This is a genomic window from Lentzea sp. NPDC020367 (assembly GCF_044387305.1).
Classification (GTDB): Bacteria; Actinomycetota; Actinomycetes; order Mycobacteriales; family Pseudonocardiaceae; genus Lentzea.
On the sequence record NZ_JBIRVV010000006.1, the window covers coordinates 60,359 to 82,036 of the forward strand.

Consider the following 21,678-nt stretch of genomic DNA (forward strand, 5'->3'; position numbering starts at 1 on the left):
GCGTGCTGGAAGTGGACGGCGTCCGGCTCGCGTTCGACGGCGTCGTGGCCGTCGACGGGGTGTCGTTCAGCGTCGAGGAGGGCGAGCTCTTCGCCATCATCGGCCCGAACGGCGCCGGCAAGACGTCCATCTTCAACGTCCTGAGCGGCGTCTACCGGCCGCAGCAGGGCACCGTGCGGTTCCGCGACCACGACCTGGTCGGCATGCGGCCGCACCGCGTCGCCGCCGCGGGCATCGCCCGCACGTTCCAGAACATCGAGCTGTTCTCCCACCTCACCGTCGTCGACAACCTCATGCTCGGCCGCCACAACCACATGCGGTACGGCGCGCTGTCGGCGTTCTTCTGGCTCGGCAAGGCGCGCAACGAAGAACTGAAGAACCGGGCCGCGGTCGAGGAGGTCATCGACTTCCTGGAACTGGAGCAGTGGCGCCGGTTCCCGGTCGGCCTGCTGCCCTACGGCGTGCAGAAGCGCGTCGAACTGGGCAGGGCGCTCGCCATGGAACCGAAGCTCCTGCTGCTCGACGAGCCGGTCGCCGGCATGAACGTCGAGGAGACCGAGGACATGGCCCGCTTCATCCTCGACGTCCGCGAGGAGCTGAACATCCCGATGATCATGGTGGAGCACGACATGGGCCTCGTGATGGACCTGGCCGACCGGGTGATGGTCATGGACTTCGGCCGCCCGATCCGCACCGGCACGCCAGCGGAGGTGCAGCAGGATCCCGACGTCATCCGCGCCTACCTCGGCGAGCAGCACAAGAGCGTGACGCCATGACCACGACGGTCGTCACGCGCGTGAAGGACAGGGCGGAGCACACGCCGGACCAGATCGCCCTGCGCGCCAAGGACTTCGGCATCTGGCAGGAGGTCACCTGGTCCGGCTACTGGGCGAACGTCGAACTGGTCGGGCACGCGTTGCTCGCGCTGGGCCTGCAACCGGGTGAACGGGTCGCGATCCATTCCGAGAACCGGCGCGAATGGCTCTACGCCGACCTCGGCATCGTCGCGGCCCGCGGCATCACGGTCGGGCTCTACCCGACCAACCCCGCGTCCGAGGTCGCCTACCTCCTGTCCCACTCCGGCACGCGGATCCTCATCGCCGAGGACCAGGAACAGGTCGACAAGGCGTTGCTGGTGCTGGAGGACACCCCCGACCTGGAATGGATCGTCTACGTCGAGCCGCGCGGGATCAAAGGCCGTTACGACAACCCGAAACTGCTGGCCTGGGAGGACTTCCTGGCGCTGGGCGCACAGCACCGCGACTCGTTCTCCGGTGAGCTCGCGGAACGGATGGCCGCCACCGAGCCCGACGACGTCATGACGTTGATCTACACGTCCGGAACCACCGGACCGCCGAAAGGCGCGATGCTCACCGTCGCCAACGTCGAGTTCGCCGTCCACGTGCTGGTGGAGGGCGGCGGTTTCACCTCGCCACCGCCGTCCTCCGCCGATGTCACGCTGTCCTACCTGCCGTTGTGCCACGTCGCCGAACGGATCTTCACGACGTGGTTCAGCGCGGCCAGCGGTGTGCAGGTGCACTTCGCCGAGTCGATCGAGACGGTGCAGGCGAATCTCCGCGAGGTGCAGCCGACGATCCTGTTCGGCGTTCCACGCATCTGGGAGAAGGTGCTGGCGGGCGTCACGATCAGCGTCTCGTCCGCGTCCCGGCTCAAGCGCACGACGACCCGGTTCTGGCTCAAGCGCGCGGAGTCCATCGGCGAAACGCTGGTGCACAACGGTGGTAAGCACACGGGCAAGAGCCGGCTGGTCTACGCGCTGGGCTGGCTGTTCTGCTTCCGCGCCCTGAAGGCCAGGATCGGCATGCGGCACGTCCGGTACGCGGCCTCCGGGGCCGCGCCGATCGCACCGGACGTGCTGAAGTTCTTCATGGGCATCGGGGTGCCGATGCACGAGGTCTACGGCATGACCGAGAACACCGCCGTGGCAACGGGAAACCGGCCGGGACGCGTCAAGATCGGCACGGTCGGCGAGCCGCAGCCCGGCACCGAGCTCCGGATCGACGAGGAGACCGGCGAGATCCTCACCAGGCACGGCGGCACGTTCGCGGGCTACTGGCAGGACCCCGAGTCCACCGGACGGGTCCTGAACGACGGCTGGCTGCACACCGGCGACGTCGGCGAGTGGGTCGACGGCACGCACGTCAAGATCACCGACCGGATGAAGGACATCATCATCACCGCGGGCGGCAAGAACATCGCGCCGTCCGAGCTCGAGAACGCGCTGAAGACCTCCCCGTACGTCAAGGAGGCCGTGGTGATCGGCGACCAGCGGAAGTACCTGGTGGCGTTGATCGGCATCGAGTTCGAGACGGTCGGGCACTGGGCTCAGCAGCGCAGGATCACCTACACCACCTACCGGGACCTGTCGGAGAAACCCGAGGTCCTGGAACTGGTGCAGCAGATCGTGACCGAGGCGAACGAGAAGTTCGCGACGGTCGAGCAGATCAAGAAGTTCCGCATGTTCCCCAAGGAGCTCGACCACGAGGACGGCGAGCTGACCGCGACGCAGAAGGTCAAGAGATCCGCGCTGGGCAAGATGTTCGACGACCTCGTGGAGAGCATGTATGGATGAGTTTCTCCAGTCGCTGATCCGGGGTCTCGGCACCGGGTCGATCTATTCGCTGCTGGCGCTCGGCTTCGTGATCATCTACAAGTCGACGCAGGTGATCAGCTTCGCGCAGCCGGCGTTCATGCTGGCCGGTGCCGTGCTGGTCTCGTACCTCTCGCCCGCGGTGTCTTTCATCGGGGCGGTTCTCGTCGCCGCCGTGGTGATCGCGGTGCTGGCGCTGGGAGTCGAACGCACGGTGCTGCGGCCGATGGTCGGCAAACCGGTGTTCGTGGTCGCGATCATCACCATCGGCGTGGACGTCGTGGTGAGAGTCGTGACGAACGCGTTCATCGGCCTCGACGTCCGGCAGGTCGGTGACCCGTGGGGCCTGAACACGGTCAACTTCCTGGGTGCCGAGGTGCAGCAGCGGTATCTGGTGATGATCGCGACGACCGCGGTCGTGACGGTCGCGCTGTTCGCGTTCTTCCGCTACTCGCGGATCGGGCTCGCGATGCGGGCTGTCGCCTACGACCAGGAAGTGGCGCTGGCGCAGGGGATCTCGGTCGGGTCGGTGTTCGCGCTGTCGTGGGCGCTGGCGGGCGGGCTCGCCGCGCTGGCCGGCGTGTTCGTCGCGACGGGCGCGGGCGTCGACCAGCAGCTCTGGATCGTGGCGCTGAAGGCGTTGCCCGCGATCATCCTCGGCGGCCTGGAGTCGTTGGGCGGGGCGGTGGTCGGCGGGCTCGCGGTCGGTGTCGTCGAGTCGCTCTTCGGCACCTACCAGGGTGATTTCGCGCCGTGGCTCGGGGCGAACTTCGGGCTGGTCGCGCCGTACGCGTTGATGCTGCTCGTTTTGCTCGTCAGACCGTACGGACTGTTCGGCAAGAAGGAGGTGGAACGGCTGTGAAGGGACCCAGAACCATCAAGGGCAGGCCAGAGCTGTACACCTCATATCGGCAGGACATGGGTTTCCTGAACACGCGTCCGAAACGCGCGTGGACGGGCGGCCTTGTCGTGGTAGCACTGTTGCTGCCGTTCATGATCACCGACGACCTGTTGCAGCTGCTCGCCACCGGGTTCGTGGCGGCGATCGGCGCGATCGGGCTGAACATCGTCACGGGGTACGCGGGCCAGGTCTCGCTGGGCCACGCGTTCTTCCTCGCGATCGGTGCGTACACGGGCGCGGCCCTGAGCGGCTCCGAGACCGGGCGGGTGATCGGCTTCGGCATCACGTCGCTGCCGATCTGGCTGCTGGCCTCGGGACTGGTGGCCGCGCTCTTCGGCGTCCTGGTGGCGCCGGTGGCGGTGCGGTTGCGCGGTCTCTACCTCGCGATCGTGACGCTGGGACTGGTCTTCCTGGGAGAGCACGTGTTCCGGGAGTGGACGTCGCTGACCGGCGGCCCCGGAGTCGGTCGCCCCGCGGCCGTGCCGGAGCTCTTCGGCGTGCGGCTGGACCAAGACAACGGGATGTTCACGGCGGCACAGCAGCTGTACCTGCTGATGTTCGTGCTGCTGGTCATCTTCGGCGTGCTGGCGCGGAACCTGGTGCGCTCGCGGGTCGGGCGGGCGTTCGCGGCGGTGCGGGACCGGGACCTGGCCGCGTCGGTGATCGGCGTCGACCTGACGAGGTACAAGGTCCTGGCGTTCGCGGTGTCCTCGTTCTACGCGGGTGTCGCGGGCGCGTTGTTGTTCGTGGTGAACGGGTTCTTCGATCCGGGCTCGTTCAACCTGCTGTTGTCAGTGCAGTACATCGCGATGGTGCTCATCGGCGGCGCGGGCACCATCTCCGGAGCGATCATGGGCGCGCTCTTCATCACTCTGCTGCCACGCATCACCAGGGAACTGCCCACGGTGCTGCCGTTCATCAGTGGTGACGCGACCGGCGTGATCACGGTCTTCCAGTTGGAGGCCGTGCTCTACGGCGTGCTCATCATCGTGTTCCTCATCGTCGAGCCACGCGGGTTGTTCGGCATCTGGGTCCGCGTCCGCAACTACTGGCGCACCTGGCCGTTCTCGTACTGAGGAGAGAGAATCCCCATGTCTGGTAAGAGACTTGCGGTCATATTCGTCGGGGCGTTGCTCCTCGCCTCTTGTCGAGGGGGTGGTGATGCGGCACCTCAGGAGGGCGCGGGCGGGATCAAGGTCGACGCCGGCGTGACGAAGGAGGCCTGCCCCAACGCCGTCGACAAGGCCAAGGGCTGCATCTACCTCGGCACCATCTCGGACCTCACCGAGGGCCCGTTCAAGACCCTGGCCGTGCCGATCACGGACTCGCAGAAGGCGTTCTGGAAGCGCGTGAACGACAAGGGCGGCATCGGCGGCTACGAGATCGACGTCACCAAGTACGTCAAGGACAACAAGTACAACCCGCAGATCCACAACCAGGTCTACCAGGAGATCAAGAACAGCGTCCTGGCGCTGACCCAGACACTGGGCTCGCCCACGACCGTCGCGATCCTGCCGGACCTCGAGAAGACCCCCATGGTCTCGGTGCCGGTGTCGTGGACCTCGTTGTGGGGCCACGAGGAGGTCGTGCTGGAGTCCGGCGCGAACTACTGCGTCGAGTCGATGAACGCCGTCGACTACGCCACCGAGAAGATGGGCGTGAAGTCCGTCATGGCGGTGCACAACGCCGGTGACTACGGCGACGACGCGGCGGCCGGGACGAAGATCGCGGCCGAGAAGCGCGGACTGACGTTCGAGAACGTGACGACCACGGCCGGCCAGGACAACCAGGGCGGCGCGATCGACGCGGTGGTGTCGAAGAAGCCGGACCTGGTGATCCTGACGACCGGCCCGACCGACGCGGCCGTGATCATCGGACAGGCCGCGGCCCGTGGCTTCAAGGGCAAGTTCATCGGCACCTCGCCGACGTGGAATCCCGGTCTGCTCAAGTCGCCGGCCGCTCCCGCGATCAAGGCGCTGTACATGCAGTCGGCACCGTGGAAGGCGTGGAACACGGAGTCCGTGGGCCACACCGCGATGCGTGCCGCGCTGCCGGGCGTGACGCCGAACGACGGCTACACCGCCGGTTGGGTGTGGGCGTACCCGCTGAAGGCCGCGCTGGAAAAGGCTGCCTCCAACAAGGACCTGACGCGTGCCGGCGTGCTCGCCGCTGTGCGCCAGCTCACCTCTGTGGACTACGAGGGCATGCTTCCTTCGGGTGCAGGTAATTTCTCCGCTTCGCCCCAGGACGCACTGTTCCGTCAGTCGACCCTCTACAAGCCCGACGACGCCGCTCCGACCGGAGTGACGCTGGTAGAGGACTTCTTCACCGGTTCCACGGCAAAAGATTTCAAGTTCGAGAAGCCCTGCTACCAATGAACCGAACGGGTGACACCCGACGCTGAAAACGGACATCGCTGACTAGGCTCGCTGGTGAGCTTGTTGTGGGAGGTTGGTTAGCGGTGTTGTCGTGCGTCGAGGTTCGCCGATCCGCTGGTGGGCTCCGGTTATTCGTTCGTCCCCTGGCCGCGTCGCGTTGGAGCGCGCGGCTGGGGTACGAACGGGTGTCGGAGTTGCTGGCCGCGATTCGTCAGGCGGAGTCGTGCACCGTGCCGGACGTGGAACTGCGGTACGTGCCCGACCAGCGCACCGGTGAGGCGGTGCTGGCGTGCGAGACGGGGTCCGTGCTGCTGGACGCCGACGAAGTGTGCGCGTTGCACGACACGCTGCGCGCGCACATGCCGGACCGGATGAGGCCCCTGCCCGCCTAACCGAGTTTGCGCGCGAGCCACTCGGTGCGGGTTCGCCTGGCCGCGCTGGACAGCCGCGCGTCCGGGTAGAGCGCGTCGAAGCCGTGGAACCCGCCTGCCCAGGTGTGCAGTTCGGCGTCTCCGCCCGCCGCCCAGATGCGGGTGGCGTAGTCGACGTCCTCGTCCCGGAACACCTCCGCGGTGCCGGTGTCGACGTACGTGGACGGCAACCCGGACAGGTCGTCGGCCAAAGCCGGTGACACGTAACGGGGAACGTCCGCCAGATCACCGAGCACCGACCGCCAGCCGAACTCGTTCATCTCGCGCGTCCACACCCCGGGCTCGCCGGAGTACTGCCTGCTGGACGTGGTGTTGTTGCGGTGGTCGAGCATCGGGCAGATCAGCACCTGCGCCGCGATCTCCGGTCCGTCCAGGTCGCGGGCCATCAACGTGACTCCGGCGGCCAGACCGCCGCCGGCGCTGATGCCCGCCACGACGATCCTGTCGACGCCCAGCGACTCCGCGTTCTCGACCGTCCACACCAGACCTCGGTAGCAGTCCTCGACGAGCGTCGTGCCGGTCGCCTCCGGTGCGAGGCGGTGCTCCACGGTGACCACGACGACGCCGAGTTCTTCCAGCCACTCCAGGGGAATGTCGATCTGCGAGAACCGGTCGCCCATCACCATGCCACCGCCGTGGATCCAGTAGACGCACGGCACGGGCTCGGTGAGTCCCTTGGGGCGGAAAACGGTCAGCGTGATCTCGCCGAGCGTCACGTCGTGTCGTTCGGCGTCGGTCTTGAACGGCGGCGACGGCATCTGGCGGATCTGCTGGACCAGCTCGTGGGTGAGTTCGGTTCCCAGCGGCAGGTCGGCGAGGAGCGCGCGCAGTTCGGGGTCGAGGGCCGGGCGGGACATCAGAACGCCGCCTTGCCGCCGACGGGCAGCTCGTCGGAGTACGTGGACTCGCCCTGGAGCAGAGTCCCGAGCTTGGCGACCAGAGCCTGGGCCGCCTCGGTGGCGAAGAACGCGCTGTGCGCCTCGGCCGTCGTCCAGCCCTCGGTCACGTGGACGACGTCCGGGTTGCCGGTCGAGCGGCTGACCAGGAAGACCACGCAGTCGTCGTTGGTCAGCGAAGGCGCGTCGAGCAGGAACTCGATCACCTCGTCGCGCTTGCCGGGCTGGGCGGTCAGGGTGGCGTGGAAGCCGTGTTCGACGCTCATCTGTTCCTACCTTCTGTTCGTTGCGCTGTTCTGGCGATGGACTCATCAGATCAGCTTGAACAGGGGTGACAGGAGATCGATGCTGCCGGGCTCTTGCCCAATCCTGCCGATCTAGCTGATGGGCGCCGGTGAGCTGGCTTCCGGGACGAGGACCGCGGGCGTTCCGGTGCCGTCCGCCGGAACAGCCCAGACGTCGTTCAGGCCGTCGTCGCGCTGGATGCCGTACGCGACCGTCCGGTCGTCGACCCAGGCCGGTTGGTCGTCGACGCTGCGGGTCTCGGCGAGTTCGGTGATCCTGCGGGTCGCGAGGTCGAGCACGGACACGCGCCAGCCCTTCTGCGGGTCGCCGTCGACGGCCTTCTTGTAGGCGATGCGGGTGCCGTCCGGGGACAGCGAGGGGCACTCGACGTCGTCCGCGTCGGTCAGCGGGCGGACCTTGCGCGCCGCGAAGTCGCCTTCGAGCAGGTAGCGGTGGTCGCCGGTGGACATGGTGGCGTAGAAGCGGTTGTCGTCCGAGGTGAACGTGACGCCCCAGTAGTTCGTGTCGACCGGCCGCTGCGGCATGCCCTCGACGGTGAACTCCTCCAGGGACGTGACCAGCGCGCCGGTCTTCGTGTCGAGGATGCCCGTGCTGGTGGAGAACCCGTTGGCGGCGTAGGAATGCCCGTCGACGAACAGCGTCCACGCCACCATCCGGCCGCTGGCCGAGACGCGCGTGCGGTTCGGGAAACCGGTCAGCGGAACCGTTTTGAGTTCCTTGAGGTCGTTGTCGAGCACGGCGAGTTCGCTGGCCTTCAACGCTCCGGCCGGGCGCAGGCAGGAGATCGTGCCCGCGGCCGAGTACGCGCGGTCGCAGCGCTGCTCGGTGACCTCCCGTGAGCCTGCCGGATCCGTGCGGGACACCGTGGAGAGCTTGCCGTTGCTCAGCACCATCAACCGCGGCCCGGCACCGGTCGCAACGGACTGCGCGGCGCCGTCGGGGGTGGCACCGGACAGCGCGGTGTAGCCGACGGCGACACCGCCGAGCAGGACGGCGGCGGTCAGCGTGATCAGCAGGCGGTTGTTCATGTGCGGCGTCCCAGCAGTGCGGCGGTGGCGATCAGGGCGCAGAGGACCGCGACGGCGGCGATCCTGGTGGCGGCCTCGGGACTCCAGAACTGCCAGGCGAGGCCGAACAGCACGGACGAGCCGAGGTAGGCGAGCGCCTGTCCACTTTGGATCAGCGCGATGCCGGTGGTGCGCAGGCGTTCCGGCAGGACCGGGCCCGCGAGCGCCATCAGCACGCCGTCCGTGCAGGCGTAGAAGGTGCCGTACAGCAGCACGACCAGCACGAGCAGCGGCCAGCCGCCCAGAGGTCCGTGCAGCAGCAGGTAGACGACGGTCAACGAGCCGTAGCCGGCCAGCATGACCTTGAGCCTGCCGACGCGGTCGGCGAGCGCGCCCAGCGGTGCGGCGAGCAGCAGGTAGACCAGGCTCGTGCCGACGGCGAGCAGCGGGAACCAGCCGAACGCCAGCCCTTCGCGCTTCTGCAACAACAGGTACACGAACCCGTCGCCGATGGTGACCAGGCCGAGCAGCGACGCGGCCAGCACGATCTTCCGGACGGCCGGGTCCTTGAGCAGGGCGAGTTTGAGGGGTTCCTTGCGCTGCACGGGTTCCGGCCGGTCCCGCACGTAGAGCACGAGGACCAGCACGCCGAACGCGGCGATGCAGGAGCTCACCACGAACACCGCGTCGAACGACTGGGCGGAGGCCGCGAGCACGGCCATCGCGACCAGCGGCCCGGCGAAGGCGCCGATGCCGTCCATCGCCCGGTGCACGCCGAACGCCCGGCCGAGATCGCCGCTGGGAGTGGAGAGCGTGATCAACGCGTCGCGCGGGGCGGTCCGCAGGCCCTTGCCCGCGCGGTCGGCGGTGATCACGAACCCCAGCGCGGTCAGCGAGTTGCCGGCCGCCAGGAGTCCGAGCTTGGCCACGGCGGACAGCCCGTACCCGAAGCCCGCGACGGCCTTGCGCTTGTTCGTCCGGTCGGCGAGATAGCCGCCCGCGAGTCTGAGAAGCGTGGTGGCGCCGGTGTACACGCCGTCGATCAGCCCGTACGCGGCCGGACTGAGCTGGAGGCCGACGACCAGGTACAGCGGCAGGATCGCGGCCACCATCTCCGACGAGACGTCGGTGATCAGGCTGACCGTGCCGAGCGCGAAGACGTTGCCGCTCAGCCCTTTCCAGTTCGCTGACTTCGGTTTGTCGATCGTGGAAAGATACATCGCCGGCCTCCAGCGGTCCGTCAGTGACAGTTGGTCGTGCCGCTGTCGGTGTAGGTCTTGCCCGCCACGGGGACGAACTGCCAGTCGAAGCTGTCGCTGTGCAGCGTCAGCTTCAGCACGCCCTGGGTGCCGGTGTTGCGGGCCTCGCTGTTCGGCTGGATCGTGCCGAAGCCGTAGGCACCGGCGCCGCCCATGCCCGCGACGAACGACCGGATGCCCCGCGAGTTGTCCAGCGCGCCGCTGGGGTTCTGCGGGGCGAACCGCTCGTACTGGTGGTTGTGGCCGGTGACCACGACGTCCGCGTTGAAGTCGTACAGCGCCTGGAACAACGGCCTGGTGGCCGTCGAGGGCGCGTGGTTGGCACCGCTGGTGAACAGCGGGTGGTGCCAGTACGCCGCGGTGCACGGCTTCGTGCTCGCCGCCAGGTCCTGCCGCAGCCACTGCTCCTGCGCGCTGCCCGCAGACATGCTGACGTTGGAGTTCAGCGACACGACGTGCCAGTTGCCGATGTCGTAGGAGTAGTAACCCCGGTTCGACGGCCCGGCCAGCGCGCCGAAGTAGTTGTAGTAACCGGTGGCGCCACTGGTGTTGTAGTCGTGGTTGCCGGGCGAAGGCTTGGTGCGCGCCTTGTGCCGGCCCCACGTGGGCTCGTAGTAGTTGGCGAACTCCGAGGCGGTGCCGTTGGTGTAGACGTTGTCGCCCGTGGTCCAGACCGTGCCCTGGATGTTGTCCAGCAGCGCGGCCGTGGCGGTGTCACCGGAACCGGAGTCGGCGATGTCGCCCGCGCCGACCCAGACCGGGTCGCCGGGAGGCGGCGTCGTGCCGTCGGTGACGACGAGCTGCGGGGCGGTCGACCCGCTCTCGCGCGAGTCGTAGTCGGCGCCGTCCGTGCTGCTGGACGTGATGCCGATGCTGTACGTGCCGTTGCCGGTGACGTAGCTGCTGACGTCGACCTCGTACCAGGCGTTGCGCACGACCGAGCCGAGGGAACCGAGCGTGGCGCCGTCGATCGCGGGCTGGTTGGCCCAGGTGACGGCGGTCTCGGTCCAGCTGACGGTCGACATCGCCCGGAACGTGCCGCCGTTCGGGCTTTCCGCGCCCGAGACGTCGTCGGTGTGGATGCGCAGCTTGGCGTTGCTGACGCCGCCGGTGATCCCGGAGACCGTGAACTTGAGGAACGTCCGCTTGACCGGCGAGTTGTCGATGCCGAGCTGGCCGGACGTGCCGTAGTTCGTGCCGGTCGACCCGTTGTCGACGTAGGTGTCGGCGGTGGGGGTGAACGTGGTCGTGGCAGCGTGAGCTGCGGTGGAGGCGGTGAGTGTGGCCGCCGTGACGATGACGGTGGAGAGCACGGCTAGGGGAGCCCTGCGACGTGACATGCCTGTCCTTGTGGTGGTGGGCGGACATGGGCCGTCGCGAAGGGTAGGGCTCAAATGAGCCGCACGCGGTGATCGTTTGGCGGCCACTTGGTGAACTGCCGGAAAATCCCCCTCAGGGGTGGCTGTCGTGCGGAGGTATTTCCGCCGCGGGGAAACGCTCAGTACAGGTATGGGAGTCGAGGTCCACGACCCTCGCTGGCTCACCGCCGTGCCGGGAGCCGAGCTCGTGGTCGCGTTGGACGAGGTGGGAGAGCACGCCGCCGACGGGCACCGGGTGACGGTGTTGATCGATCTGGTGCCCGACAACGTGTTCATGTTGCGTGGCCTGGCCGCCGAAGCCGTGGGGGAGGGCGCACGCAAGGTGCGCGTGCGGCCGTACGGCGTTGATCGGGTCGACCTCGTCTACGCGGCCGTGGAGCTGAACCGGGTCGCCGAGGACGACGCCGTCGAGGTCCAGTTCGACGTCACGTCCGCCGCGCTGCTGAGAGCGGACCCCGCGGCGTTCGTGCGGGTCGATCCGCTCGTGGTCACGGCCGACGGGACGGTCGTGCCGATCTGCGCGGGCCTGGAGCGGTACGCGCTCGGGTCGCTGGGGTCGCTCGACGACCTGGTGGCCGCGTGGGATCCCGAACCGGTCCGCGACCTGTGCCGGGTGGCGCTGACCCGTGCGCTGGCCGACACCGGGCCGCTCGTGTCCTGGTACGAGCACCTCACCCGGACAGCAGACGGGATGCGGGCCGGGTGTTGATCACGCTGTCGGGGTCGACACCGCACTCCTCCGCCCGCGCGCAGCCGTAGTTCAGCCAGTCCAGCTGGCCGGGCGCGTGCGCGTCGCTGTCGATGGAGAACGTGCACCCGGCGTCGACCGCCAGGCTGAGGAGCCTGCGCGGGGGATCGAGCCGTTCCGGCCGTGCGTTGATCTCGACCGCGGTGCCGTGCTCGGCGCAGGCCTCGAAGACCTTCTCCGCGTCGAACTGGGACTCCGGGCGGCCCTTGCCGACGACCAGCCGGCCCGTGCAGTGGCCGAGGATGTCGACGTGCGGGTTCTTGACCGCGTTGACCATCCTGCGGGTCATCTCGGCGCGGGGCATCTTCAGTTTCGAGTGGACGCTCGCGACCACGACGTCGAGCCGTGCCAGCAGGTCCTCGTCCTGGTCGAGCGAGCCGTCGTCGAGGATGTCGACCTCGATGCCGGTGAGGATCACGAACGGCGCCAGGTCGGCGTTCAGCTCGGCGACGACGTCGAGCTGCTTCTCGAGCCGTTCCCTGCTCAGTCCATTCGCGACGGTCAGCCGCGGCGAGTGGTCCGTCAGGACCATGAACTCGTGGCCGAGATCGCGCGCGGCCTCCGCCATGTCCCTGATCGGGCTGCCGCCGTCGGACCAGTCGGAGTGGACGTGGCAGTCGCCCCTCAGCTTCGCCCGCAACTCCTCGCCGCCGGTGATGTCGACGTGCCGCAGCTTCGCCAGGTAGGCCGGCTCGCGGTTCGCCAGCGCGTCCGCGACGACACCGGCCGTCGACTTGCCGACGCCCTTGAGATCGGTGAGCGTGCCGAGCTTCGCCCGTTTCTCGACGTCGGCGGGGTCCAGCTCGGCGAGGACGGCGGCGGCGTTGCGGAACGCCTGGACGCGGTAGGTCGGCTCGCCGGCTCGTTCCAGGTGGAAGGCCACCTGCTTCAACGCCTTGACCGGATCCATACCTCTTCCTACCCCATCCGGAACCGTTGCGCGGTTTTTGTTGTTGGAGACCGGCAGATCAACCATGATGTCCGCCATGTCCCCACGTCCGGCCGGTGCGCCACCGGCGACCGGAGCCGGTTCACGGCGAAAGCGGAGCAAGGGCGACCTGACCTCGCAGGCCATTCTCGACACCGCGGAGCACCTGCTGCAGACGCGGTCGCTCGACGACATCGCCGTGGACGAACTGACCTCCGGCGCGGGAATCTCCCGTTCCACCTTCTACTTCCACTACGAGTCGCGCGAGGCCGTGCTGTACGCGCTGTCGGAACGGGTCGCGGAAGGCCTCTACGACTCGGCGGCGCTGTGGCTACGGCGCGGCAGCGAACCGCCGGAGGACTCGATCCGGCGCGCGATCGCGGGCACCGTCGCGTTGTGGCGGGCGCACGGCCCGGTGCTGCGCGCGGCGGTGCGGGCGCGGGACACGAGCGAGCTGGTGCGCGGGTTCTGGTCCGGGGTGGCGCGGCGGTTCGTGGACTCGACGGCGCAGCAGATCGAGATCGAGCGGGAGGCCGGCATCGCGGTGCCGGGACCGCCGACCGCGCGTGCCCTCGCCACCGTGCTGGTCACGATGAACGAGTCCATGTGTTACAGCCTCTCGCTCTCGCGGAGGTCGGCGGCGCGCGACCGCGAGGTGGTCGAGACGCTGACCGCGGTGTGGCTGCGTTCGGTGTACGGGGTTTCGCAGTAGATAAGCCGCGGTCGTTGTTTCTCGACACCGTGTCGAATAATTTCGCGGCCATGGAACTCGTGCCCCTGGGCGTCATGACCGCGCAGCTGCGAAAGCCTTTGAGGCTCCCGAAAACGCCTGTCGGTGACCGTTTCATCTACGAGGTCGAGTCGGGAACGTTCGCCGGCGACCGGCTGTCGGGCGTCCTGCACGGGTCGTCGAGCGCCGACTGGCTGACCATCGGCCCGGACGGCACCGCGACCCTCGACGTGCGCTCCGTGCTGCGCACCCACGACGACGCGCTCGTGTATTTGCACTACTCAGGGCGGGTTGACGTCTCGAATGGCTTCGGTGCGCCGCTGTACGCGGCCCCGTTGTTCGAGACCGGCGACGACCGCTACCGCTGGTTGAACCGCGTGCAGGCCGTCGCGAAGGGCGCTCTGGACGGTCTCGTGCTGACCTACGAGGTGTGCGAGGTGCGGTGAATTTCACCCGACCTTCGGGGGTGTCGATCGAGTCGGCGACTGCGGAAGCGTTCTGTCGCTGGCCGACGATCGTGAGGGGTACGCGGTGAGGAAGCGTTGGGGTGCGGCGGCTTTGGTCGCTCCGCTGTTCATGTCACTGGTGGGAACGGCTCAGGCGGCGCCGGGTCCGTTGGACGAGTACTACAGCCAGACGATCGCCTGGGCCGAGTGCCCTGCTGGGTGGGTCACGCCCTCGACGGGGGTCGAGTGCGCCACCGCCGTCGTGCCGATGGACTACAAGAACCCGGGCAACGGCAACCTGGAAATCGCCATCTCGCGCAAGAAGGCCACCGATCCCGCGCGCCGCAGAGGCGTGCTGATGACGAACCCCGGCGGCCCCGGTGGTTCGGGTCTCGGTGCCGTGCACTGGTTCAACGCGCAAACCGACGTGCTGAAGATCTACGACGTCATCGGCATGGACCCGCGCGGTGTCGGCCGGTCGACGCAGATCCGCTGCATCTCGACGCCGTCCGACGACGAGTTCCCGTCGCGCCCAACGGATGCGCAGCTCGCGAACTGGTCGGACTACGCCCGTGCCGTCGAGGAGAACTGCCAGCGCGGCGGCGGTGAGATGCGCCGGTTCATCTCGACCATGAACACCGCCCGCGACATGGACGTCATCCGCGGAGCCATGGGGGAGAAGAAGATCTCCTACGTCGGCTACTCCTACGGCACGCAGCTCGGCGCCGTCTACGGCTCGATGTTCCCGAAGTTCCTCGACCGCAGCGTGCTCGACTCCGCGCTGGACCCGCTGAAGACGTGGCACGAGCAGGACGTCGACGTGGTGGACGCGATCACCGACAACCTTCGCAAGTGGACGGAGTGGACCGCCGCCCGCAACGGCACCTACGGCCTCGGCACCACGCCCGCCGCGGTGCGCGCGGAGCTCGACAAGATCGCGGAGAAGCTGAAGACGGCCCCGTACGGCGGCTACTCCGATGTGACCTCCTTCGACTACGCCGTCGGCTCCACCCGCTACCGCCGTTCCTGGGCCGCGTTCTCCCGCCACATCGCCTCGATCAAGGCGGGCGTGGCCGACCCGGCGGAGGCCTCCGCGATCGTCGCGGCGCTGAAGAAGGGCGACATCGAACCGACCTCGGCAGGCACCTTCCAGGCCGTGGTGTGCGAGTGGGACTGGTTCTCCGACGTCAACACCTACTACAACGACATGAAGCGCTGGCGCGACACCAACCCGTACGGCGGCACCGTCGACTACATGGCGCCGACCAACTGCACGTTCCGCGCCTTCCAACGCCCGGAGAAGATCCCGGCCATCACCCGCAAGTACCCGGCGGGCCTCGTGGTCAACTCGGACGGCGACACCCAGACCCCGCTGGCCAACGGCCGCGTCATGGCGGAGCACCTCAGCCAGCCGCTGATCAGCGTCTCCAACGACGGCCAGCACGGCCACTACGCGTTGCGTCGCAACACCTGCGTCGACACGCTGGTCAACAAGTACCTGGTGTCCGGCATCCTGCCGGCCTCACGGGTGACGTGCGCCGGCACGGACATCGCGGAGACCGTGCCTCCGGGCGCGGCGGCGTCGCTGGGCGCGCAGTCGGCCCGTCCGCTGAGCGACATCCTGGGCGAGATCGCGGCGGAGACCAAGCCCTTCTGACCGGGCCGTTCTGACGCCTGAACGATCTTGTCAGACCTGCTGAGTACGTTATGACGCAGGGGTTCCCAGCTCGGGGGGACCCCTGCGTCAGCGTTGCTGCATCGCGTCCAGCACGCGGGCGAGCTCCAGCCGCGACGAGACGTGCAGCTTCGCGTAGATCCGCGACAGGTACACCTCGATCGTGCGCGGGCTGTAGTGCAGCGCCGCCGCGATGTCCCGGTTGCGCATGCCCTGCTGCACCAGCCGGGCCACGTTCTCCTCGGCCTCGGTGAGCAGTCCCGGCGCCTTCGACCGCGCGCGAGGCACCTTGGCGCCGAGCGCCCGCAACCGGGTGCCCGCCTGCCGCCGCAACCCGTGCGCGCCCAGTCGCTGGAACGCCGTGTAGGCCTCGACCAGCACCGGCACCTCGTCGTCGGAGACCTCGCCCAACGCGAGCTGCGCGCGTGCCTTCTCGAACTCCAGCCCGCCCAAAGAAGCCTCGGACACCGCCTCCCGCAACGATTCCGCGTCCCGGCGGACGACCCCGGTGACACGGCGCAGCGTGGTGCGCGACCACGGCGACACCCGCGTGGCGGACACGTCGGACAGCCGGGCGAGCGCCTTCTCCGCCGCCTCCGGGTGCCCGCGTTCCAGGTCGAGCTCGATCATCCGCGCCACCAGCACGCACGAGTAGGCGGCCTCCAGACCGGAGCCGACGTTGTCGTCCAGCAACGCGTACGCCTCGTCGGCCTCGCCCCGCGCGACCAGGTACTCGGCCAGCGACACCGCGTGCAGGCGCGAGATGTTCACCGACTGCGGCGCGGGCAACGAGGCCAGCCGCGCGGCGACGTCGAGCTCGCCGCGCCACGTGCGGATGGACAGTTCGATTGCCTGCAGCACACCGAGTGCCTGGTCGGCCTGCGCGGCCTCGACGTCGGGCAGCCAGCGGCCGATGCCGTCGAGGGCCGCGTCCCAGCGGCCGCCGAGCCAGTCCAGCGCCACCCGCGAGGCGGCCCGTTCGGCGCGGAAGCCGTGCGAGCCGACCTGGTCGAGGAGGTCCTCCGCCCGGCGGACGCGCCAGGACGCGTCGTGCACCAGACCGGCCAGCGCGGTGATCGAGGCGCAGACGGACAGCGCCTGCAGTTCGAGCATCGGCTGCCCGTCGCTGTACGCCAGCGCGCGGTTCGCGTACTCGACGGTGCGATCGTGCTGGAACAACAGGGACGTGAGCATCGCGAGGTGCTCGAAGACGATCACGCCCTCGGCCGGGGAGCTGATCGGCAACGCCTCGACGCGGGCCACTTCGGAGACGGCGTCGTCGTGGCGGTTGTTGTAGACGAGGAGCACGGCGCGTTGGGCTTCCAGCGACGCCGGCGCGTCACCGCGCGCGACCTCGACGTCTGCCAGTGCCATGGCTTCGGCCGTGCGACCGACTGAGAAGAGCGACGAGATCACGGCCGTGGCGACGCGCGTGCGTTCGGAGCCTGGTTGGAGGGACTCCAAGGCAGAGAGCCCGGGGTCGATCGCCAGAGCCGGGCGGGAGGCGCGCGCCAGGACACGGCATTGCAGCGCCAGCAGCTCGGCACGTTCGGGAGCGTTGCGCGGCAACAACTGAAGAGCCTTGAAGCACAACGCGGCAGCGGTTTCGGGCGCGGACGCACGGGCGTGAGCCGCAGCCTCGGCGAGCACTCGCACGGCCACCCGGTCGCCGGGAGCGGCGGACTCGGCGAGGTGCCAGGCGAGTTGGAGGAGGTCCACGGGCAGGCCCTGCGCGCGGTCGTCCAGCAGCCGCGCCGAGATCAGCGAGTGCAGGTGACGGCGCTGCGCGGGGCCGACCTCGTGGTAGAGCGCCTCCCCGACGAGGGCGTGCGAGAAGCGGTAGCCGTTGTCGTCGTGCACCACGATGTGCACGCGCAGCAACTCGTCGAACGCCGCGACGACCGTCTCCTCCGGGAGCGACGCCACGCGTGCCAGCAACGAGATCTGGTCGAGCCGCACGCGCCGGAACACCGACACCGCCCGTGCGACGAGCCGCGTGTCGTTCTCCAGCGGCGCGACACGACGCAGCAACGCCTCACGCCGAGTCAGCCGGATCGCGTCCGGCGACACCGCGAGCCGGGCCCGGTTGCCGTCCACCGTCAGCAGGTCGAGCTCCCGCAACGAACGCGCGATCTCCGTGACGAAGAACGGATTGCCGTCGGAGCGTTGCTGGACCTCGCGGGCGAGACCCTCGTCCACGGAGGTCTGCAGGACGGCCTCGACGATGCGCGCGACGTCCGCGCCCGACAGCGGCGCCAGGTCGAGGCGCACGACCTCGGCATACGGCTCGACGCGGTCCAGCAGCACCGCGTCGGCGGACCGGCTCGCGGTGACCAGCACGAGCGGCGCGGAGGACAGCCGCCGCAGCACCAGCGTCAGCAGGGCGAGGGAGTCGTCGTCGACGTGGTCGAGGTCGTCGATCAGCAACGCCGCCGGACGCGTCGCGGTGAGCTCGGTGAGCAGCCGCACCACCCGGTCGCACGCGCGCCCGAACCACGCCCCGGAGTCCTCGGTGCCCGAGATCTCCAACGCCGCCAGGGCGTCCGCGCGGATCCGGTCCGGCGGCAACGACCGGATCAACGCCGCCACCGCGCCGTACGGGATGCGCTTGCCCAGCACGTCCGACGCCGACGACAGCACCCCGCACTGCTGTTCCCGCAACCGCCGCGCGATCTCCGCGAGCAACGACGTCTTGCCGATCCCCGGCTCACCGCTGACCTGGACCACGACGAGCCCGGTCGCGGGCGCCTGGCCGACGCGGTCGAGCACGGCGCGCAGTTCCGGTTCGCGGCCCACGAGCGGCGTGGCGCGCGGTGGAGTGTCGGCGATGACGGCCTCCCGGACTTCGGCTGCTCCGGAGTCTTCCACGCCGCGTTCCGCGCCGGATCAGTCACTCCACGTGCGCGCCACCAGGCTGAACGCGTTAGCCGATGAGGGTTCCCTACTGACCCGTGGTTCCGCCGGATGATGCCCTTGAGGCCACCGCCGCCCGCCTAGGAGGGTCAATGTCGATCCAGGGAACCTGCGCCCCGCAGTTCGCAGAGGTGCGCACCGAGTTCGAACGCAACTTCGCCGAGCGCGGCGAGGTCGGGGCCTCCGTGCACGTGACGCTCGACGGCGAGCCCGTCGTGGACCTCTGGGGCGGTGTCGCCGATCCCGCCGCCGGCCGCCTCTGGTCCGAGGAGACCATCGTTCACGTGTGGTCGTGCACCAAGGCCGCAACGTCGCTGTGCGCGCACATCCTGGCCTCGCGCGGTGAGCTGGACCTGAACGCACCGGTCGTGAAGTACTGGCCGGAGTACGGCGCGAACGGCAAGGACGCGACGCTCGTCCGGCACGTGTTGTCGCACCAGGCAGGCCTGCCCGCCGTCACCACACCGCTGCCCGCCGGCGCCTTCTACGACTGGGACCTGATCACCTCGACGCTCGCCGCGCAGCGGCCGTTGTGGGAACCGGGTACGCGGCACGGCTACCACGGACTGACGTTCGGCTTCCTCGTCGGCGAGATCGTCCGCCGCGTCACGGGCCTGTCGCTCGGCCGGTTCTTCGAGAAGGAGGTCTCGGGCCCGCTCGGCCTCGACTTCTGGATGGGCCTGCCGGAGGACCTCGAACCGCACGTCGCCCCCACCATCCCGGTCGACCCCACCCAGCCGGGGATCCTGCTGCCGTCGCTGTTCGTCACCGCGATCACCCAGCCCGAGTCGGTGCCGGGCCTGATGCTGCTCAACAGCGGCGGCTACATGGCCCCCGGCGAGTCCGACTCCCGCCAGGCCCACACCGCCGAGATGGGCGCGATCGGCGGCATCTCGAACGCCCGCGGCCTGGCGGGCATGTACCGGCCGCTCGCTCTGCGAGGCGCCTACAACGGCGTGCGCCTGGTCGAGGAGTACCAGCTCCCGCAGATGTCGAACGTGGCCGTCGCCGGACTGGACGAGGTCGTCCTGGTGCCGTCGCGGTTCGCGCTCGGGTTCCAGAAGGCCACCGACAACACCCACCTGCGGCCGAACGACCGCGAGGGCCTGCTGATCTCCGAGGAAGCCTTCGGGCACAACGGGATGGGCGGCTCGCTCGGGTTCGCCGACCCGGGAGCGCGGCTCTCGTTCGGCTACGCGATGAACCGGCAGGGCCCGGGCCTGGGCGTGAACGAGCGCGGTCAGTCCCTCGTGGACGCCGTCTACCGCGCGCTCGGGTACCGGCGGACCGGCGGCGGCACCTGGTTCCGCTAACCCGGCGGCACGACGCGGCCGAGCCGTTTGCGCACGCCGTCCTGCTGGTAGCGCGCAACGGTGTCGGCCAGCTGCTCGCAGGCACGTTCGATGGACCTGCGGGCCTCGTTGCGCTCGCTGGTGATGGCGCTCAGGATCAGCCCGGTCAGCGCCACCGACCCGTTGAACGCCTGCAGCACGATCATCGTGGTCAGCAGCCCGGCGGTGGAGAACTGCCCGGAGGCCGCGGACATCACCGCGGCCACCGAGATGATCGCGGCGCACGGTGCGGCGATCGCGTGCTGGAACCGCAGCGCCGCCCAGATCAGCATCGGGAACACCAGGAACAGCAGACGCAGCTCGGACGTCGTCACGTAGGCCGCGAGGACCGCCGTGACGACGAGCAGCGCCCCGGCCTCCGCGAGCCGGCGGCGGGAGACGGTCCCGCGGCCGGGCAGGGTGATCAGCAACGGCGTGAAGATCAGCACGCCCATGGCGTCGCCGGTCCACCACACCGCCAGCACGGCGGGCACCTCGCTCCACGGGACCACGCCGTCGATCTTCAACGCCGCCGCGCCGACCAGCGCGCTGACGAGCATCGCCCCGAGCGCGCCCGCGAACACCAGCAGCATCGCGTCCTTCAGGCGGCTCAGCGCCGGCCGGAACCCGAACCGCGTCAGCAGGTACCAGGCCGTCAGCGGTGCGAGGGTGTTGCCCACGGTGATCATCGCGATCGCGAGCGGGCCCGCGCCGAGTGCGAGGTTGGCGGACAGCGCGCCGAGCGCGATGCCGGGCCAGACCTTGCGACCGGTCATCAGCAACGCGGCCACGGAGATGCCGGTCGGCAGCCACAACGGGGTGACCTGCCCCTTGACCAGCGCCAGGACCAGGCCCACCTTCGCCGTCGCGTAGTAAGCGACCGCCACCAGAGCGATCGTGACCGCGGTGCGGAGAGTGGCGTTCACCGCCACATGCTGCACCGGCGCACACCCGATCGCCAGACCTCGCGGCAGGGCGTACCCACCTGGACCCACGGCCGGATTCTTAGCTGTTGTGGAAGCCGCACTACAGCCCGTCACCACGACGTCGTGAGATGGAGGGCATGCGCACAGCCGAGGCGGCCGACGAGGTCCGCGTGGAGGACGGCGGACGTCGCGTGGTGGTCGTCGCCGGCCGCCTGCGCCTGCCGGTCTCCGCGGGCGTCACCGACGCGCAGGCACTGACGCTGGCCAGAGCGGGCACGACGGCGTGGCACCTCCTCCGCACGTGCGCGCACCTCAGGCCGGACGAGTCGATCGTGGTGCACGACGCCGCGAGCGAGATCGGCGCGATCGCGGTGCAACTCGCCCGCAGTTTCGCGGCCGGCCGGGTCATCGCGACGGAGACGAGCCAGGCCCGCCGGCGCAGGGCCGTGAAGCTCGGCGCCGACATCGCGGTCGACTCCGGTCGAGACGGTCTGGCACAGCGCGTGATCGGGGCGAACGAGGGCAAACAGGTCGACGTCGTGCTCGATCCCGGTGGCGCCCTGGAGGCCTCACTGGACGCGCTGGCGCCGTTCGGCAGGATCGTCTGCTATGGCGCTGACCAGGACGAATCCATCAAACTGACGGGGCTGCTCGGCGGCTCGCGCGCGGTCATCGGGTTCCGATTCGAGCACACCCTCGACCGGCCGGACATGATCGCGAGGGCTGTCAGTGAGCTGTTCGGGTTGACCTCGGCTGGGCGATTGCGTCCGATGGCAGACAGCTAGTACTCGTTGGTAACAAGCCGCTTAAGGG

General features: G+C 69.1%; 20 protein-coding genes. 12 read left to right on the forward strand and 8 right to left on the reverse strand.

Going from position 1 to position 21,678, the window contains the following annotated elements; translation table 11 throughout:
• Nucleotides 1-2: 2 nt before the first annotated feature.
• The 6 genes from ACH413_RS25390 (at nucleotide 3) to ACH413_RS25415 (ending at nucleotide 6,282) form a co-directional block, all read left to right on the forward strand.
• Complete coding sequence (locus ACH413_RS25390; RefSeq protein WP_360032531.1) at nucleotides 3-776, forward strand: ABC transporter ATP-binding protein; 774 nt, start codon at nucleotides 3-5, stop codon at nucleotides 774-776.
• Complete coding sequence (locus ACH413_RS25395; RefSeq protein WP_360032336.1) at nucleotides 773-2,593, forward strand: long-chain fatty acid--CoA ligase; 1,821 nt, start codon at nucleotides 773-775, stop codon at nucleotides 2,591-2,593. The genes ACH413_RS25390 and ACH413_RS25395 overlap by 4 nt, the downstream gene beginning before the upstream one ends.
• Entirely contained in the window at nucleotides 2,586-3,473 is an 888-nt protein-coding gene (locus ACH413_RS25400; protein WP_360032333.1) for a branched-chain amino acid ABC transporter permease, read from the forward strand. The genes ACH413_RS25395 and ACH413_RS25400 overlap by 8 nt, the downstream gene beginning before the upstream one ends.
• The gene (locus tag ACH413_RS25405; RefSeq protein ID WP_360032331.1) at nucleotides 3,470-4,588 is read left to right on the forward strand and encodes a branched-chain amino acid ABC transporter permease; all 1,119 of its coding nucleotides are present in this window, start codon (nucleotides 3,470-3,472) and stop codon (nucleotides 4,586-4,588) included. The genes ACH413_RS25400 and ACH413_RS25405 overlap by 4 nt, the downstream gene beginning before the upstream one ends.
• A 132-nt stretch (nucleotides 4,589-4,720) precedes the next feature.
• Nucleotides 4,721-5,890: an ABC transporter substrate-binding protein gene (locus tag ACH413_RS25410; protein ID WP_360032329.1), complete on the forward strand. Its 1,170-nt coding sequence runs from the start codon at nucleotides 4,721-4,723 to the stop codon at nucleotides 5,888-5,890.
• A gap of 185 nt (nucleotides 5,891-6,075) precedes the next feature.
• Nucleotides 6,076-6,282 carry a hypothetical protein gene (locus ACH413_RS25415; RefSeq protein ID WP_360032326.1) on the forward strand — a complete coding sequence of 69 codons (207 nt, stop codon included), beginning with the start codon at nucleotides 6,076-6,078 and terminating at the stop codon, nucleotides 6,280-6,282.
• On the opposite strand, the gene ACH413_RS25420 is transcribed toward ACH413_RS25415, so the two are convergent.
• The 5 genes from ACH413_RS25420 to ACH413_RS25440 form a co-directional block, all read right to left on the reverse strand.
• Complete coding sequence (locus tag ACH413_RS25420; RefSeq protein WP_360032323.1) at nucleotides 6,279-7,178, reverse strand: alpha/beta hydrolase; 900 nt, start codon at nucleotides 7,176-7,178, stop codon at nucleotides 6,279-6,281. The genes ACH413_RS25415 and ACH413_RS25420 overlap by 4 nt on opposite strands.
• The gene (locus tag ACH413_RS25425) at nucleotides 7,178-7,483 is read right to left on the reverse strand and encodes an antibiotic biosynthesis monooxygenase (RefSeq protein ID WP_360032320.1); all 306 of its coding nucleotides are present in this window, start codon (nucleotides 7,481-7,483) and stop codon (nucleotides 7,178-7,180) included. Before ACH413_RS25425 ends, ACH413_RS25420 begins: the two co-directional genes overlap by 1 nt.
• Before the next feature lie 111 nt (nucleotides 7,484-7,594).
• On the reverse strand, nucleotides 7,595-8,551 hold the full coding sequence (locus tag ACH413_RS25430) for a hypothetical protein (protein ID WP_360032317.1): 957 nt from the start codon (nucleotides 8,549-8,551) through the stop codon (nucleotides 7,595-7,597).
• Nucleotides 8,548-9,750, reverse strand: coding sequence for an MFS transporter (locus tag ACH413_RS25435; protein WP_360032314.1), 1,203 nt, complete (start codon nucleotides 9,748-9,750; stop codon nucleotides 8,548-8,550). The genes ACH413_RS25430 and ACH413_RS25435 overlap by 4 nt, the downstream gene beginning before the upstream one ends.
• Nucleotides 9,751-9,770: 20 nt before the next feature.
• Nucleotides 9,771-11,129: a DNRLRE domain-containing protein gene (locus ACH413_RS25440; protein ID WP_360032311.1), complete on the reverse strand. Its 1,359-nt coding sequence runs from the start codon at nucleotides 11,127-11,129 to the stop codon at nucleotides 9,771-9,773.
• A gap of 169 nt (nucleotides 11,130-11,298) precedes the next feature.
• Here ACH413_RS25440 and ACH413_RS25445 point away from each other — a divergent pair, with 169 nt between their 5' ends.
• Nucleotides 11,299-11,877: a hypothetical protein gene (locus tag ACH413_RS25445; protein WP_360032308.1), complete on the forward strand. Its 579-nt coding sequence runs from the start codon at nucleotides 11,299-11,301 to the stop codon at nucleotides 11,875-11,877.
• Here the strand turns inward: ACH413_RS25445 and ACH413_RS25450 are convergent.
• Nucleotides 11,840-12,826: a PHP domain-containing protein gene (locus tag ACH413_RS25450; protein WP_360032305.1), complete on the reverse strand. Its 987-nt coding sequence runs from the start codon at nucleotides 12,824-12,826 to the stop codon at nucleotides 11,840-11,842. The two genes, ACH413_RS25445 and ACH413_RS25450, sit on opposite strands and share 38 nt — an antisense overlap.
• 76 nt (nucleotides 12,827-12,902) lie before the next feature.
• Between ACH413_RS25450 and ACH413_RS25455 the strand changes: the two genes are divergently transcribed.
• From ACH413_RS25455 to ACH413_RS25465, 3 genes are all read left to right on the forward strand, one after another.
• Entirely contained in the window at nucleotides 12,903-13,556 is a 654-nt protein-coding gene (locus ACH413_RS25455; protein ID WP_360032302.1) for a TetR/AcrR family transcriptional regulator, read from the forward strand.
• Nucleotides 13,557-13,606: 50 nt separating this feature from the next.
• A complete protein-coding gene (locus ACH413_RS25460) occupies nucleotides 13,607-14,020 on the forward strand; it encodes a DUF3237 domain-containing protein (RefSeq protein ID WP_360032299.1) in 414 nt (137 codons plus the stop codon).
• Nucleotides 14,021-14,105: 85 nt separating this feature from the next.
• Nucleotides 14,106-15,677: an alpha/beta fold hydrolase gene (locus ACH413_RS25465; protein ID WP_360032296.1), complete on the forward strand. Its 1,572-nt coding sequence runs from the start codon at nucleotides 14,106-14,108 to the stop codon at nucleotides 15,675-15,677.
• A gap of 87 nt (nucleotides 15,678-15,764) precedes the next feature.
• Here the strand turns inward: ACH413_RS25465 and ACH413_RS25470 are convergent, their stop codons facing one another.
• A complete protein-coding gene (locus ACH413_RS25470) occupies nucleotides 15,765-18,563 on the reverse strand; it encodes an AAA family ATPase (protein WP_360032293.1) in 2,799 nt (932 codons plus the stop codon).
• A 137-nt stretch (nucleotides 18,564-18,700) separates the two neighbouring features.
• On the opposite strand from ACH413_RS25470, the gene ACH413_RS25475 reads away from it, so the two are divergent.
• Nucleotides 18,701-19,921 (forward strand): serine hydrolase domain-containing protein, encoded by a 1,221-nt coding sequence (locus ACH413_RS25475; protein WP_360032290.1) that lies wholly within the window; start codon nucleotides 18,701-18,703, stop codon nucleotides 19,919-19,921.
• On the opposite strand, the gene ACH413_RS25480 is transcribed toward ACH413_RS25475, so the two are convergent.
• On the reverse strand, nucleotides 19,918-20,865 hold the full coding sequence (locus ACH413_RS25480; protein ID WP_360032287.1) for an MASE1 domain-containing protein: 948 nt from the start codon (nucleotides 20,863-20,865) through the stop codon (nucleotides 19,918-19,920). The genes ACH413_RS25475 and ACH413_RS25480 overlap by 4 nt on opposite strands.
• A 137-nt stretch (nucleotides 20,866-21,002) precedes the next feature.
• Here ACH413_RS25480 and ACH413_RS25485 point away from each other — a divergent pair, with 137 nt between their 5' ends.
• Nucleotides 21,003-21,650, forward strand: coding sequence for a zinc-binding alcohol dehydrogenase family protein (locus ACH413_RS25485; protein ID WP_360032284.1), 648 nt, complete (start codon nucleotides 21,003-21,005; stop codon nucleotides 21,648-21,650).
• Nucleotides 21,651-21,678 lie beyond the last annotated feature (28 nt).